This window comes from Streptosporangium sp. NPDC048047 (assembly GCF_040653115.1).
Taxonomy (GTDB): domain Bacteria; phylum Actinomycetota; class Actinomycetes; order Streptosporangiales; family Streptosporangiaceae; genus Streptosporangium.
Window position 1 is genome coordinate 78,719 of record NZ_JBEZNH010000033.1, and the last position, 12,949, is coordinate 91,667.

The 12,949-nt window shown below is 72.0% G+C and carries 11 protein-coding genes; 7 read left to right on the forward strand and 4 right to left on the reverse strand.

Features of this window, described 5'->3' with window-relative positions; genetic code table 11:
• The first annotated feature begins 35 nt into the window (after window positions 1-35).
• Together AB0D67_RS25425 and AB0D67_RS25430 are read left to right on the forward strand one after the other, a co-directional pair.
• Entirely contained in the window at window positions 36-2,399 is a 2,364-nt protein-coding gene (locus AB0D67_RS25425) for a molybdopterin cofactor-binding domain-containing protein (protein ID WP_362940614.1), read from the forward strand.
• A 51-nt stretch (window positions 2,400-2,450) separates the two neighbouring features.
• The gene (locus AB0D67_RS25430; protein WP_362940617.1) at window positions 2,451-3,827 is read left to right on the forward strand and encodes an NCS2 family permease; all 1,377 of its coding nucleotides are present in this window, start codon (window positions 2,451-2,453) and stop codon (window positions 3,825-3,827) included.
• Between the two features lie 111 nt (window positions 3,828-3,938).
• Here AB0D67_RS25430 and AB0D67_RS25435 read toward each other — a convergent pair whose 3' ends face one another.
• On the reverse strand, window positions 3,939-5,147 hold the full coding sequence (locus AB0D67_RS25435) for an excalibur calcium-binding domain-containing protein (RefSeq protein ID WP_362940620.1): 1,209 nt from the start codon (window positions 5,145-5,147) through the stop codon (window positions 3,939-3,941).
• A 415-nt stretch (window positions 5,148-5,562) separates the two neighbouring features.
• On the opposite strand from AB0D67_RS25435, the gene ald reads away from it, so the two are divergent.
• The 3 genes from ald (at window position 5,563) to AB0D67_RS25450 (ending at window position 8,383) form a co-directional block, all read left to right on the forward strand.
• Entirely contained in the window at window positions 5,563-6,678 is a 1,116-nt protein-coding gene (gene ald, locus AB0D67_RS25440; RefSeq protein WP_362940623.1) for an alanine dehydrogenase, read from the forward strand.
• 369 nt (window positions 6,679-7,047) lie between these two features.
• On the forward strand, window positions 7,048-7,527 hold the full coding sequence (locus tag AB0D67_RS25445) for a vitamin K epoxide reductase family protein (protein WP_362940626.1): 480 nt from the start codon (window positions 7,048-7,050) through the stop codon (window positions 7,525-7,527).
• Window positions 7,528-7,576: 49 nt separating this feature from the next.
• Window positions 7,577-8,383, forward strand: coding sequence for a thioredoxin domain-containing protein (locus AB0D67_RS25450; protein ID WP_362940629.1), 807 nt, complete (start codon window positions 7,577-7,579; stop codon window positions 8,381-8,383).
• A 207-nt stretch (window positions 8,384-8,590) separates the two neighbouring features.
• Here AB0D67_RS25450 and AB0D67_RS25455 read toward each other — a convergent pair whose 3' ends face one another.
• Window positions 8,591-9,325 carry a DUF3105 domain-containing protein gene (locus AB0D67_RS25455; RefSeq protein ID WP_362940632.1) on the reverse strand — a complete coding sequence of 245 codons (735 nt, stop codon included), beginning with the start codon at window positions 9,323-9,325 and terminating at the stop codon, window positions 8,591-8,593.
• A gap of 123 nt (window positions 9,326-9,448) precedes the next feature.
• Between AB0D67_RS25455 and AB0D67_RS25460 the strand changes: the two genes are divergently transcribed.
• A complete protein-coding gene (locus AB0D67_RS25460) occupies window positions 9,449-10,099 on the forward strand; it encodes a DUF305 domain-containing protein (protein WP_362940635.1) in 651 nt (216 codons plus the stop codon).
• 120 nt (window positions 10,100-10,219) lie between these two features.
• On the forward strand, window positions 10,220-10,519 hold the full coding sequence (locus tag AB0D67_RS25465) for a DUF3467 domain-containing protein (RefSeq protein WP_218911607.1): 300 nt from the start codon (window positions 10,220-10,222) through the stop codon (window positions 10,517-10,519).
• Between the two features lie 57 nt (window positions 10,520-10,576).
• On the opposite strand, the gene trpS is transcribed toward AB0D67_RS25465, so the two are convergent.
• Complete coding sequence (gene trpS / locus AB0D67_RS25470) at window positions 10,577-11,599, reverse strand: tryptophan--tRNA ligase (protein ID WP_362940638.1); 1,023 nt, start codon at window positions 11,597-11,599, stop codon at window positions 10,577-10,579.
• 153 nt (window positions 11,600-11,752) lie between these two features.
• Window positions 11,753-12,817, reverse strand: a complete 1,065-nt coding sequence (locus AB0D67_RS25475) for a low specificity L-threonine aldolase (RefSeq protein WP_362940641.1) — start codon at window positions 12,815-12,817, stop codon at window positions 11,753-11,755.
• Window positions 12,818-12,949 lie beyond the last annotated feature (132 nt).

A 12,949-nucleotide genomic window follows, 5' to 3' on the forward strand; every position in this document is an offset into this window, starting at 1 on the left:
TGTCCGGGCCGGGCTCCGGCTGTTGTACTGCAGAGATGAGCGGCACCGAGACCCGGCCGGACCGGGGCCAGAGCCGGGAGCGCGGGCATGATCCGGGCGTCGGGCACGATCTGGGCGTCGGGCGCAGCGCGCCGCGCCCCGACGGGACGCTGAAGGTGACGGGCGAGTTCGCCTACTCCTCCGATCTCTACCTCGCGGACATGGTCTGGGGGGCGACGCTGCGCAGCCCGCACCCCTCGGCCCGGATCCGCTCCGTCGACGTCGGCCCGGCGCTGGCCATGCCCGGCGTGCTGGCGGCGCTGACCTGCGAGGACGTCCCGGGTGAGCGGTTCTACGGCCTGGACCGCCGCGACCAGCCGGTCCTGGCGACGGATCGGGTCCGCTACCAGGGGGAGCCGGTCGCGATCGTCGCCGCGGACCATCCGGAGCGGGCGCGGCGGGCGGCCGAGGCGATCGTCGTGGACTACGAGGTCACCGAGGCGGTCGTCGACCCGCGGCGGGCCGCCTTCGACCCGTCCTGCCCGGCGGTGCACGACGGCGGCAACGTGGTGCGCCACCAGCCGGTCCGGGTCGGCGGCGACTTCACCGCCCCCGTGGTGGTCACCGGGGAGTACGAGGTCGGCATGCAGGACCAGGCGTTCCTGGGGCCGGAGTCGGGGCTGGCCGTGCCGGCCGAGGACGGCGGCGTGGACCTGTTCGTCGCCACCCAGTGGCTGCACGCGGACCGCGACCAGATCGCGCCCTGCCTGGGCCTGCCGCCGGAGCTGGTACGGCTGACGCTGGCCGGGGTGGGCGGCGCGTTCGGCGCCCGTGAGGACCTGTCCATGCAGGTCCACGCGTGCATGCTGGCGCTGCGCACCGGGCGGCCGGTGAAGATGGTCTACGGCCGCGAGGAGTCGTTCTTCGGCCACGTCCACCGCCACCCGGCCCGGATGCGCTACGAGCACGGCGCGGACCGCGACGGCAGGCTGCGGTACGTCCGGGCGGAGATCCTGCTCGACGGCGGCGCCTACTGCTCCTCCACCCCCGCCGTCGTCGGCAACGCGGCGTCCCTCGGGGTGGGGCCGTACGAGGCGCCGAACGTGTGGATCGACGCCTACGGCGTCTACACCAACAACCCGCCCTGCGGGGCGATGCGCGGGTTCGGCGCGGTGCAGGCGTGTTTCGCCTACGAGTCGCAGATGGACCGGCTGGCCGAGGCGTGCGGGCTGTCCCCGGTCGAGATCCGGGTGCGCAACGCGGTGTCGCAGGGGTCGCGGCTGGTCACCGGGCAGGTGATCGACTCCCCCGCGCCGCTGGCGGACATGCTGCGCGAGCTCGCCGCCATGCCGCTGCCCCCGGAACCGTCCCGCCCGGCGGCGGCCGTCCCGGAATCGGCGGATCCCCCGGAGCCGGGTACGGCGGGCCCGCCGGACCCGCCGGATCTGCTGGACCTGCCCGGCGGAGTCGCGCAGACCACCCACGGCGAGGGGGTGCGGCGCGGCGTCGGGTACGGCGTGGGCATCAAGAACATCTGCTTCTCGGAGGGCTTCGACGACCACTCCACCGCCCGGGTCCGGGTGGAGCTGCTCGGCGGCGAGCCGCACGTCCTGGTGCACACCGCCGCCGCCGAGGTGGGCCAGGGCCTGGTGACGGTCCAGGAGCAGATCGCCCGCACCGAGCTGGGCGTCGGCCTGGTGACGGTCGCGCAGGCGGACACGACGGTCGGGTCGGCGGGGTCCTCCTCGGCGTCGCGCCAGTCCTACGTCACCGGGGGCGCGGTGCGGGCGGCCTGCCGGGCCGTACGGGAGCGGCTGGGGGCCCTGCGGGCGGACGGGGAGACCCTGGCGGAGACGCTGGAGCGGGCCGGGCCCGTCGAGGAGACCGGGATCTACCGGCACCGGCCGACCTTCCCGATGGACCCGGTCACCGGTCAGGGCGACTCCCACGTCCAGCTCGCGTTGTGCGTGCACCGCGCCGTGGTGGACGTCGACGTCGAGCTGGGCCTGGTCAAGGTGGTGGAGCTGGCGGCGGTGCAGGACGTGGGGCGGGTGCTGAACCCGCTCGCCCTGGAGGGGCAGATCCACGGCGGCTCGGCGCAGGGGCTGGGGCTGGCCCTGATGGAGGAGGTCCAGGTCTCCGGCGGGCGGGTGCTGAACCCGTCCTTCACCGACTACCTCATCCCCACGATCCTCGACATGCCGCCCATGCGGTTGTCGGTCCTGGCCAACCCCGACCCGCACGCCCCGTACGGCCTGCGGGGCGCGGGCGAGCCCCCGACGCTGTCGTCCACCCCGGCGGTGGCGGCGGCCGTGCGGGCGGCCACCGGGCTGCGGCTGCCCCGCGTGCCGATCCGCCCCCACGACATCGCGCTGGACGGAAACCGGTACGGTAACTGGGCGGGGGACCGGTCCTTCTGACATAGCACTCAAATAGCGATAATCCGGTCATCCCTGTTCGAAAGGGATTTCATGGACCGGTTCTTCGAGCTGACGGCGCGCGGGTCGACGGTGGGCCAGGAGGTCAGGGGCGGCCTGACCACGTTCATGGCGATGGCCTACATCATCCTGCTGAACCCGCTCATCCTGGGCGGCGCCACCGACGTCACCGGGGCGAAGCTGTCGATCCCGCAGCTCACCACCTCGACCATCGTCGCCGCGGCGGTGAGCACGATCCTGATCGGCCTGGTGGGCAACGCGCCCTTCGGCGTGGCGGCCGGGCTGGGACTGAACGCCGTGGTGGCCTACCAGGCCGCGCCGTACATGACGTGGGCTCAGGCGATGGGGCTGGTCGTGCTGGAGGGCGCGGTCATCGTCCTGCTGGCCGTCTCCGGGGTTCGGCGGCTCATCATGAACTCGATCCCCCTGGCCCTGAAACACGCGATCAGCGTGGGCATCGGCATGTTCATCGCGCTGATCGGGCTGGTCGACGCCGGTTTCGTCGGCAAGGGCACGGGATCACCGGTGCAGCTCGGCACGACCGGCCACCTGACGGGATGGCCGGTGGCGGTGTTCTGCTTCGGCCTGCTGCTGGTGATCGTGTTGTTCGTCCGCAAGGTGCCGGGGGCCATCCTGATCGCCATCGTGGTCACCGCCGTGCTGGCGATCGTGGTCAACGGTGTGGCGAGGATCGACCCGGCGAGCTGGGGCGTCGTGGTGCCGAAGATCCCCGAGGGGGTGGTGGCCATGCCCGACTTCGGGCTGATCGGCCACATCGACCTGTTCGGCGGGTTCGCCCGTGCCGGGGTGGTGACCGCGCTGGTCGTGCTGTTCACGCTGGTGCTGTCGGGGTTCTTCGACGCGATGGGCACGATCATCGGGGTCAGCGACGAGGCCGGACTGGTGGACGCCGAGGGCCGGGTGCCCCGGCTGGGCGCCATCCTGACCGTGGACGGCGTGTCCGCCGCGGTCGGCGGCTTCTCCAGCGCCTCGGCGAACACCGTGTTCGTCGAGTCGGCGGCCGGGGTCGGCGAGGGCGCCAGGACCGGCCTCGCGGCGGTGACCACAGGCGGCGTCTTCCTGGTGACGATGTTCTTCACCCCGTTGTCGTCGGTCGTCCCGGCCGCCGCGGCGGCCCCCGCGCTGGTGCTGGTGGGCGCGCTGATGATGACCCAGGCCAGGAACGTGCCGTGGGACGACCTGACGCTGGCGATCCCGGCGTTCCTGACGATCGTCCTGATGCCGTTCACCTACAGCATCACCAACGGCGTCGGCGCCGGTGTGATCGGCTACACGGTCATCCAGGCGGCGCTCGGCCGCTCCCGGAACGTCTCGTGGCTGCTCTGGGTGGTCGCGCTGGTGTTCGTGGCCTACTTCGGCATCGAGGGAATCCGGGCGCTGGCCGAGTAGGCGTCCCGTCCCGGTGTCGGCGCCCGGACACGCCGGCCGTCCGGCGACCCTTCCGGGTGGTACGGCGCGCGACCGGGGCACGGGTCCGGCGGGGCCCGCCCGGGGACGGGGTCAGTTCCTGCTCTCGCAGGTGACTCCGTCGCCGTCCACGTCCCTGTACCAGTCGTACTCGGCGTGCCGGCCCCTGGTGTAGGGGCCGTATCCGTCGTCGATCGCCTCCTTGCACGTGCGGTACCGGGGGTCGTGACCATCCCCGGCGGGTGCGATGGCGCCGTCCGGCGCGGTGGTCCGCCCGGTGCGCGTCGCGGAGGCGGTGGAGGTGGTGGAGTCGGCCGGGGCGGTGGGGCGGTCCGCGGTCCCCTGCGGCGGGGCCGTCGTCGCGGGCGCGGCTGCGGGGTTCGTAGCGGGCGGAGTCGTGGGCTGCGTCGCCGGAGGAGCCACGGGTTGCGTCGCGGGCGGCGCCGTGGGCTGGGTCGCCGGGGGCGTCGCGGCCGGGTCGGAGTCCGTGGAGCCGGGGGGCGTGAAGATCGACTGGTTCGGCTGGGGCCGTCCCGGCGGCGGCGTCGAGGGCACGGAGGTGCCGGGGACGCCGCCCAGCCGGGAGACGAGGGCGTCCGCCTCCTCCTTGGTGGCGAACCCGGTGACGCTCAGGCTGTCGTCGGTGATCTCCTGGGCCACCCGCGGGGCCGCCAGCACCTTCTCCTGCACGACCATCGCGATCTGCTGGTTCAGCGCGTCCTTGGTCAGGTCGTTGATCAGGTCGCGGAAGGCGGGGGCGAACGCGACCCTGACCGCGTAGCCGCCGTTCGCGTCGCGGACCGTCTCGATCTTCCGTACGGCGTTCACGCTGACCCCCTCGGCCAGCGTGTAGCAGGTCTGCCCGGTCTCGTCGGGCATGTCCTCGGCGTTGGCGCAGGGGCCGGGCTGGGCGGCGAGGACCGGCGCGAAGTGGATGGGCGCGGCCAGCCGCTGCGGCGGCCTGGCGCCGAGCGGCGCGTCGGGGTTGCGGGTCATCAGGACGGCGAGGGTGGCGAGCACACCGGTGACCAGGACGACGACGACGAGGGCGGCGATCAGGACGCCCGTGGTGAGCCGGCTCGCCCGGGGGTCGCCGGGCGTCCCGGGATCGGGGACGGCCCCGGGCTCACCGGGCCGCACCGGGCCGGGCGGCACCGGCGGGATCGGCGGGACGGGCGGGATCGGCCCGCCCGGCCCCGGGGCGTCGTCCCCGGCGGGCCCGAGGACGCCGCCGGCCGGGCGCGGCACGCCCTCGGGCGGGCCGGAGGGCACGGCGCCGTACGTTCCGAGGACGTCCGGCATCCCGGGCGACGTGGGGTCGGGGACCCCGGCGGACCCCCCTGACCCCTCCGGCCCGTCCGGACCCGGCTGGCCCCCGGGCCCGGGCGGACCGAGCGGGGCGGTCAGAGGCGCGGTCAGGGGCTCCGCCCGCCCCGGGTGCGCGGGTGGAGCTCCCTTCGGCACGGGCCGCCTGCCCGGACCGGCGTGCTTCCCCATCGGCATGTCTCCGCATTCCTCGCTGTGCTCGCGGCGAGCCTACCGATCAGTCAAAGGAGGGGGTAACCGGATGGTCAAGGTGACTTCCGGAAACATGAGAAGCCACCGCGTTTGACAACCCGTCACCAAAGGAGGTCGATTCCTTGCAGCATGTGCGTAGTGCTCTCTTTGCAGGGAACCGAAAGTGAAGGAGGACACGGGCGCGAATCCTGGAGGTGCCATGAAGATCGCCGTTCCCCGCGAGGTAAAGGACCAGGAGTACCGGGTGGCCCTGACCCCCGCCGGAGCCCACGAGTTCGCCCGGCACGGTCATGAGGTCTTCGTCGAGAAGGACGCCGGAGCCGGGTCGTCCATCCCCGACTCCGACTTCGAGGCCGTGGGGGCGACCATCCTCGCCTCCGCGGACGACGTGTGGGCCGAGGGCGACCTGGTGCTGAAGGTCAAGGAGCCGATCGCCGAGGAGTACCACCGGATGCGCAAGGGGCAGGTGCTGTTCACCTACCTGCACCTGGCGGCGTCGGAGCCGTGCACCAGGGCCATGCTGGACTCCGGCGTCACCGGGATCGCCTACGAGACCGTGCAGACCGCGAACGGCGCGCTGCCGCTGCTGGCCCCGATGTCGGAGGTCGCCGGACGGCTCGCCTCGCAGGTGGGGGCCTACCACCTGATGAGGTCCGGCGGCGGGCGCGGCGTCCTGATGGGCGGGGTGTCGGGCGTGCACGCCGCCAACGTGGTGGTGATCGGCGCCGGGGTGTCGGGGATGAACGCCGCGGTGATCGCGCTGGGCATGCAGTCCGAGGTGGTGCTGCTGGACAAGAACATCGATCGGCTGCGCCAGGCCGACGTCATCTACCAGGGGCACTGCCAGACGGTCGCCTCCAACACCTTCGAGATCGAGCGCGCGGTCCTGGCCGCCGACCTGGTCATCGGCGCGGTCCTGGTGCCGGGCGCGAAGGCCCCGAAGCTCGTGAGCAACGAGCTGGTGGCGCAGATGAAGCCGGGATCGGTCCTGGTGGACATCGCCATCGACCAGGGCGGCTGCTTCGAGGACTCCCGCCCCACCACCCACGCCGAGCCGACCTACCGGGTGCACGACTCGGTCTTCTACTGCGTGGCCAACATGCCGGGCGCGGTCCCGCACACCTCGACGTACGCGCTGACCAACGTGACCCTGCCCTACGCGGTCTCCATCGCCGACCTGGGCTGGCGGGAGGCGCTGCGCGGCGACCCGGCGCTGGCCCTGGGCCTGAACACGCACGAGGGACACCTGACGAACGAGCCCGTGGCCGAGGCGCACGGGCTGGAGGCGATGCCGCTGGACCGGGTCCTGGCCTGAGGCCCGCGTCAGCCTGACGTCCCGATGCCCTGACGTCCGCTCGCGCCGGGTACGTCCCGCCGGGCACCGATCCCGTCCCGCGTCCGTACGGGCCCGGCGCCCGTTTCCGCCCGGCGCCCGTTTCCGCCCGGCGCCCGTTTCCGCCGGGCGTCACGCCCGGGGGGGCCCGCACCCGCGAGGCACCCGCGGCCGGGCGAATCCCGGACTACCAGAAACCATCACAAAGCGGCCAAACTACCGCTTTATTAACGATCTTCTTATCTGTGGCAATCTAACATACAATGCCCGGCCAGGTGTCGAGCCGGTGGAGCCCTCCCCCGGACGACCAGCGGCGGAGCGCAGTCCCCTTGCCCAGAAGAAGGATGGTTCATGGTGGGAAACGTCGACCCGCGGGTCGGTACGGCACCGGTGCGCTCGCCCGGCCTGCTGACGGCGCTGCGCCTCCTGACCCTCGCGGGTCTGGCGGTCTCCGTCTACCTCACCGTCGTCCACTACCGCGGCGAGGTGCCGCTCTGCACGGAGAACGCGACGATCGACTGCGCCTCCGTCACCACCAGCGATTACTCCGAGTTGTTCGGCATCCCCGTCCCCCTGCTGGGGCTGGCGTTCTTCGCCGGGTTCGGCGCGCTGGTCGTCCCGGCGGCGTGGTCCTCGGCCCACCCGGTCGCGCGCTGGGGGCGCCTCGCCTCCGTGATCGTCGGAACGCTGTTCGTGGTGTACCTCGTCACCGCCGAACTCGCCGTCCTCGGCAAGATCTGCCTCTGGTGCACGGCCGTGCACGTGATCACGCTGCTGCTGCTCGGCCTGGTGCTCACGGACGAGTACCGCAGGCTCGGCAGCGGAGCCTGAGAACACCTGACCACCCTTTGAAACGAAGATTCCCCAGGAGACGACACAGATGAGCAAGAGCGCCCGGCAAGGAAGCGCCAGGGAGAGGCTCGCGGAGGAGCGAAAGCGCCAGGCGGCCCGCGACAAGCAGCGCAAACTGCTGCTGGGCGTGGCCGGCGGCCTCGTCCTCGTGTCGGCGGTGGTGGTCGGGTTCGTCGTCGTCAAGAACAGCTCCGGTGGTGGCGGCGACGCGCCGAAGGCGGTCGCCTACACCGGGCCGCTGGCGCCGACCACCCGGCAGGAGGACGGGTCGATCCTCATGAGCAAGGAGGGCGTCACCGGCCCCACCCTGGAGGTCTTCGAGGACTTCCAGTGCCCCGCCTGCAAGAGCCTGGACGAGGCGGCGGGCGACGCGCTGAAGCAGGCCGCCGCCGAGGGCAAGGCCAAGGTGGTCTACCGGCCGTTCCAGCTCTTCAAGGCGCCCTCCTTCGCAGAGCCCATGCCCTCGGTCTCGCGCCGCGGGGCGAACGCGGCGTTCTGCGCCCCGGCCGACAAGTGGGCCTCGTACGCCAAGACGCTCTTCACCCACCAGCCGGTGGAGGGCAAGAACGGCTTCGAGAACGCGGAGCTGCTGTCCTGGGCCCGCGACCTCGGCTTCTACAGCGCGGACTTCGAGAAGTGCGTGACGGGGATGCAGAAGGCCGGCGACATCGACAAGGCCACCAAGTACGCCGAGGAGCAGAAGGTCCAGGGCACGCCCACGCTGAAGCTCAACGGCAAGGACCTGACCCAGGACCAGGTCGGGCAGATCGCCTCCTCCCCCGCGGCCCTGGACCAGATCCTGGCGTCGGCGGGTTCCGCCCCCGCCGACCAGTAACGGAGCTTCCGTGCCGTCCGGAACCTCGGACGACATGGAACCGGAGGACGCGGAACCGGAGGACGCGGAAGCTCCCCGGCGTGGAAGACGACATGGAAGAGGCCGCCGCCCGATCGGGCGGCGGCCTCTTCGCGCCGCTCGGGTTCCGGTGATCGGAAACCGGTGGTCAGAAGCTCATGATCAGAAGCCGGTGGCGGGAACCGCCGGTCAGGAGCTGGAGCTGGGCGAGGCCGACGGCTCGGGCGACGTGCCCGGCTTCGGAGAGTCCGAGGCGCCCGGCGAGGGGGCGTCCGACGCGCCGGGAGAGGGGGCCGCCGCCGGGATCGGAGCCTCGGCGGTGGTGGTGTTCACGCCGCCGGTGCAGGAGGCGCCCAGTTCGGGGGCCTGGTCGCCGCTGTTGCGGTACTTGGCGATGTACTTGGGCACGCGCGGGTCGTCGGCGCTGTTCACCGTGAGCTGCCGGTTCCAGGAGCTGAGCACGATCTTCGCGGGCAGGTCCGGGTAGGGGCTCATCAGCATGTAGTCCTGGGAGGCGAGCTCCTTGAGCTTGTCCACCTGGTCCTTGGGCAGGTCCGGCCGGTAGGTGATCCACACGGCGCCGTGCTCCATCGAGTGGACGGCGTTCTCGCTGTTGATCGGCTTGTCGTAGACGGCGCAGGTCTGCCAGGCGGGGTTGTGCTCCCCGCCCATGGGCGGGTTCTCCTTGTAGGCCACCTTGGTCTCGACGTGCTGGGCGCCGGGGTAGTCGGCGGTGGCGACGCCGTCCAGCGAGGTGGTCGCCCGCACATTGACCATGTAGAAGGCCACCACACCGACGAGCAGGACGATCACGGCGCCGCCGATGCCCCACATCAGAAAGGCGGTCCGGCGCTCCTTGCGTTTCTGCTCCGCACGCATCCGGGCAAGATGCTCCCGCCTCGCCTGCGTCTTGTCCTTCGACATCGACCCTCCATAGCGACCAATTCCGGGTCAGACTATGCCCTAGGTAGGTGTGTCAGGAATAAACAACAAATCACAACGTGTGACACGGCAACGATTCATCACAGTGGGTACGCTGGGTGAGCGATGGAACCCCTTGTCGATGACGCACCCAAGCCCCGGCGCCGTACGGCGGTCGCCGCGCTGGCCGGAATCCTGGTCCTGGCGGTGGCCTTCCTGCTGGTCGTGGGCCGCGACACGGATCCGACCGACGCCTCCGCCGAGGCCGGGTTCGCCCGCGACATGGCCACGCACCACGCCCAGGCCGTGGACATGGCCTTCATCGCCCGGGACGGCAGCACCGACGAGGATCTGCGGCGGTTCGCCTACGACATCATCGTCACCCAGACCGCCCAGCGTGGAATTTTCATGGGCTGGCTGCAGCAGTGGGATCTGGAGCAGTCGTCGGAACGACCGCCGATGGCGTGGATGGCCGGCGGCCACGGCCACGGCGGGACGGCCGCCGCCCCGGCGAAGATGCCGGGCATGGCCACCCCCGAGGAGCTCGGGAAGCTCCGCGGGGCGACCGGCAAGGATCAGGAGATCCTGTTCCTCCAGCTCATGATCCGGCATCACGTGGGCGGAGTGCAGATGGCCGAGGCCCTGCTCAAGCAGTCGGACCGTCCCGAGGTGGCGACGATGGCCCGCCACATCGTCGAAGGCCAGACGGGCGAGATCACGCTGATGACCGACATGCTCAGGAAACGCGGCGCCGAGCCGCTGCCTCCCACACGCTGACCGCCCCGCGACCGCCCGACCGCCCCATTGACCGCCGCCCCCTCGATCGCGCCACGTCCCCGCACGCCCGGTCCCGGCCGGGACGGCATGGCGCGACCCGGCCCTGAGGAGACAGGACCCATGGTGAACGACGAGCCCGAGAACCGCCTGGAGGTGAGCATCTCGGCGGAGGTCGAGGCGGGGCAGTACGCCAACTTCGCCTCCGTGTGGCACACCGAGGACGGCTTCGTCCTCGACTTCGCGGTGATCACCAGACCGCCGCAGCTCGCCAACGACCCTTCCTCCGGCCAGCACTTCGTGAGCGTGCCGACCCGGATCGTCAGCCGCATCCGCCTCCCCCCGAGCCAGGTGTTCGAGCTGATGAAGGCGCTGGAGCAGCAGCTCACCGCCTACGAGAAGGAGACCGGCCAGAAGAACTGAGGCGCGGGGGACCCGTCCGCCGGGGCGGGTCCCCCGCGCCTCAGCGCCGCGCGTCCTTCAACGGGCCGCAGTGGAGGCCGGTGCGGCCGGAACCGGGGCCGCCGGGGGCAGCGTGGTCGAGGGCAGGCCGATCGCGTGCCGGGTCGCGGCCATCAGGCCGGCCGTGCGCTCGGTGGCCCGCGCCGCGCCCGCCGTCAGGATCCGCGACAGCTCCGCCGGGTCGGCCGACAGCTCGGCGTGCCGTTCCCGGATCGGCCGCAGCCTCTCCACCACCGCCTCCGCCACGTCCCGCTTCAGCGCGCCGTAGCCCTGGTAGGAGAAGGAGTCCACCGGCCTGCCGGTGCACGCGGACAGGATCGCGAGCAGGTTGGAGACGCCGGGCTTGTTCGCGGGGTCGAAGACTACCTCGCCGCCGGAGTCGGTCACCGCGCGCATGACCTTGCGGTGCGCGTCGGCCGGGTCGTCGAGCAGGTAGATCGTGCCCGCCGATCCCCGCGACTTGCTCATCTTGGCGGTGGGGTCGGCCAGGTCCATCACCCGGGCCGCCACCGGCGGATGCACCGCCTCCGGCAGCGTGAACGTCTCGCCGTACAGGTGGTTGAAGCGCAGGGCCAGGTCGCGGGTCAGCTCGACGTGCTGGCGCTGGTCCTCCCCCACCGGCACCTGGTGCGCCTGGTGCAGCAGGATGTCTGCGGCCATCAGCGCGGGGTAGGTCAGCAGCGACAGCCGCACCTCCTCGTTGCCCGCCGACTTCTCCTTGAACTGGATCATCCGCCGCATCTCGCCGTAGTGGGCGGTGCACTCCAGCAGGTAGGACAGCTCGGTGTGCGCGGGCACCTCCGACTGGATGTAGACGAGCGAGCGGTCCATCCCGCAGGCCAGCATGAGGGTGGCCATCTCCAGGGTGCGCTCCCGCAGCAGGGCGGGGTCGTGCCTGACCGTCAGCGCGTGCAGATTGGCGACCGCGTAGACGCAGTCGGCCTCGTCCTGGAGCCGTACGGCGGGCAGCATCGCGCCCAGGAGGTTGCCGAGCGTGAGGTGGCCGCTGGCGGTGAAGGCGGAGAAAACGCGTTTCGTCATGGTCGCTCCTTGTGGTGGAAGGAGGCCGCCCGCGCCCGCCGGGCCGTACAACGCGAAACGGCCGCCGGTTCAGGGCGGCCGTTCGGGTGCGCAGTCAGGCTGGCAAGCGGGTCCGCCGATGGGCGGCCCGCCACAGCCCTGTGCTGCGCGTCGTCATACGGAAGATCCTATCTCCTCGGCCACCGCGGCGGCAAAGGCGTCCACGTCGGCCTCCGTGGTGTCGAAGGCGGTCATCCAGCGCACCTCGCCGGTGGCCTCGTTCCAGGTGTAGAAGCGGTAGCGCTTCTGCAGGCGCTCGGTGACGTCGCGCGGCAGGATCGCGAAGACCGCGTTGGCCTCCACCGGCCGCGGCACCCGGACCCCCGGGATCTCCCGGACGGCGTCGGCGAGCCGCCGCGCCATGGCGAGGGCGTTGCCCGCGCTGCGCCGCCACAGGTCCCCGGCGAGCAGCGCCTCGAACTGCACCGAGACGAACCGCATCTTGGAGGCGAGCTGCATCTGGGTCTTGCGGAGGTAGCGCAGACCGCGGACGGCGTCGGGGTTGAGCACCACGACGGCCTCGCCGAACATCATCCCGGCCTTGGTGCCGCCGAAGGACAGCACGTCCACGCCCGCGTCCGTGGTGAACGCGCGCATCGGCACGCCCAGCGCGGCGGCCGCGATCGTGATGCGGGAGCCGTCGAGGTGGACGAGCATGCCCAGGGAGTGGGCGTGGTCGCAGACCGCCTTGATCTCCTCGGGGGTGTAGAGGGTGCCCAGCTCGGTGGACTGCGTGATCGAGACGACCTTGGGCTGGGCGCGGTGCTCGTCGCCGAAGCCCCACGCCTGGGTGTCGATGAGCTCGGGGGTGAGCTTGCCGTCCGGGGTGGGCACGGTCAGCAGTTTCAGGCCCGCCGCCCGCTCCGGCGCGCCGCCCTCGTCGGTGTGGATGTGCGCCGACTCGGCGCAGACCACCGCCTCCCAGTGCGCGGTCATCGCCCGCAGCGCCACCACGTTGGCGCCGGTGCCGTTGAACACGGGCCACACCTCGGCCGCCGGGCCGAAGTGCCGCCGGAAGACCTCCTGCAGCGCCTCGGTGTAGACGTCGGCGCCGTAGGCGATCTGGTGGCCCTCGTTGGCCAGGGCGATCGCCTGGAGGATCTCCGGGTGGACCCCTGCGTAGTTGTCGCTGGCGAAGCTCTTCACCAGCGGGTCGTGCCTGCGGATGGCGTCGGTCACGTGTCCCTCTCAAGCGGTACGGCCCGCCGTGCGCCGGCGGGCCGCTGTCGTGCGTCGCGTCCCCGCCCGCGGGCGGGGGTCGACTCCAGGGTGGTCGCCGAGGGCGGTCCGGAGCACCGCGTGATCCAGCCG

Coding starts and splice junctions, on each gene's coding strand:
- ald (WP_362940623.1), top strand. CDS start 5,563: ATGAAGATCGCCGTTCCCCGCGAGGTAAAGGACCAGGAGTACCGGGTG.
- AB0D67_RS25430 (WP_362940617.1), top strand. CDS start 2,451: ATGGACCGGTTCTTCGAGCTGACGGCGCGCGGGTCGACGGTGGGCCAG.
- AB0D67_RS25435 (WP_362940620.1), bottom strand. CDS start 5,147: ATGCCGGACGTCCTCGGAACGTACGGCGCCGTGCCCTCCGGCCCGCCC.
- AB0D67_RS25455 (WP_362940632.1), bottom strand. CDS start 9,325: ATGTCGAAGGACAAGACGCAGGCGAGGCGGGAGCATCTTGCCCGGATG.
- trpS (WP_362940638.1), bottom strand. CDS start 11,599: ATGACGAAACGCGTTTTCTCCGCCTTCACCGCCAGCGGCCACCTCACG.
- AB0D67_RS25465 (WP_218911607.1), top strand. CDS start 10,220: ATGGTGAACGACGAGCCCGAGAACCGCCTGGAGGTGAGCATCTCGGCG.
- AB0D67_RS25425 (WP_362940614.1), top strand. CDS start 36: ATGAGCGGCACCGAGACCCGGCCGGACCGGGGCCAGAGCCGGGAGCGC.
- AB0D67_RS25450 (WP_362940629.1), top strand. CDS start 7,577: ATGAGCAAGAGCGCCCGGCAAGGAAGCGCCAGGGAGAGGCTCGCGGAG.
- AB0D67_RS25460 (WP_362940635.1), top strand. CDS start 9,449: ATGGAACCCCTTGTCGATGACGCACCCAAGCCCCGGCGCCGTACGGCG.
- AB0D67_RS25445 (WP_362940626.1), top strand. CDS start 7,048: ATGGTGGGAAACGTCGACCCGCGGGTCGGTACGGCACCGGTGCGCTCG.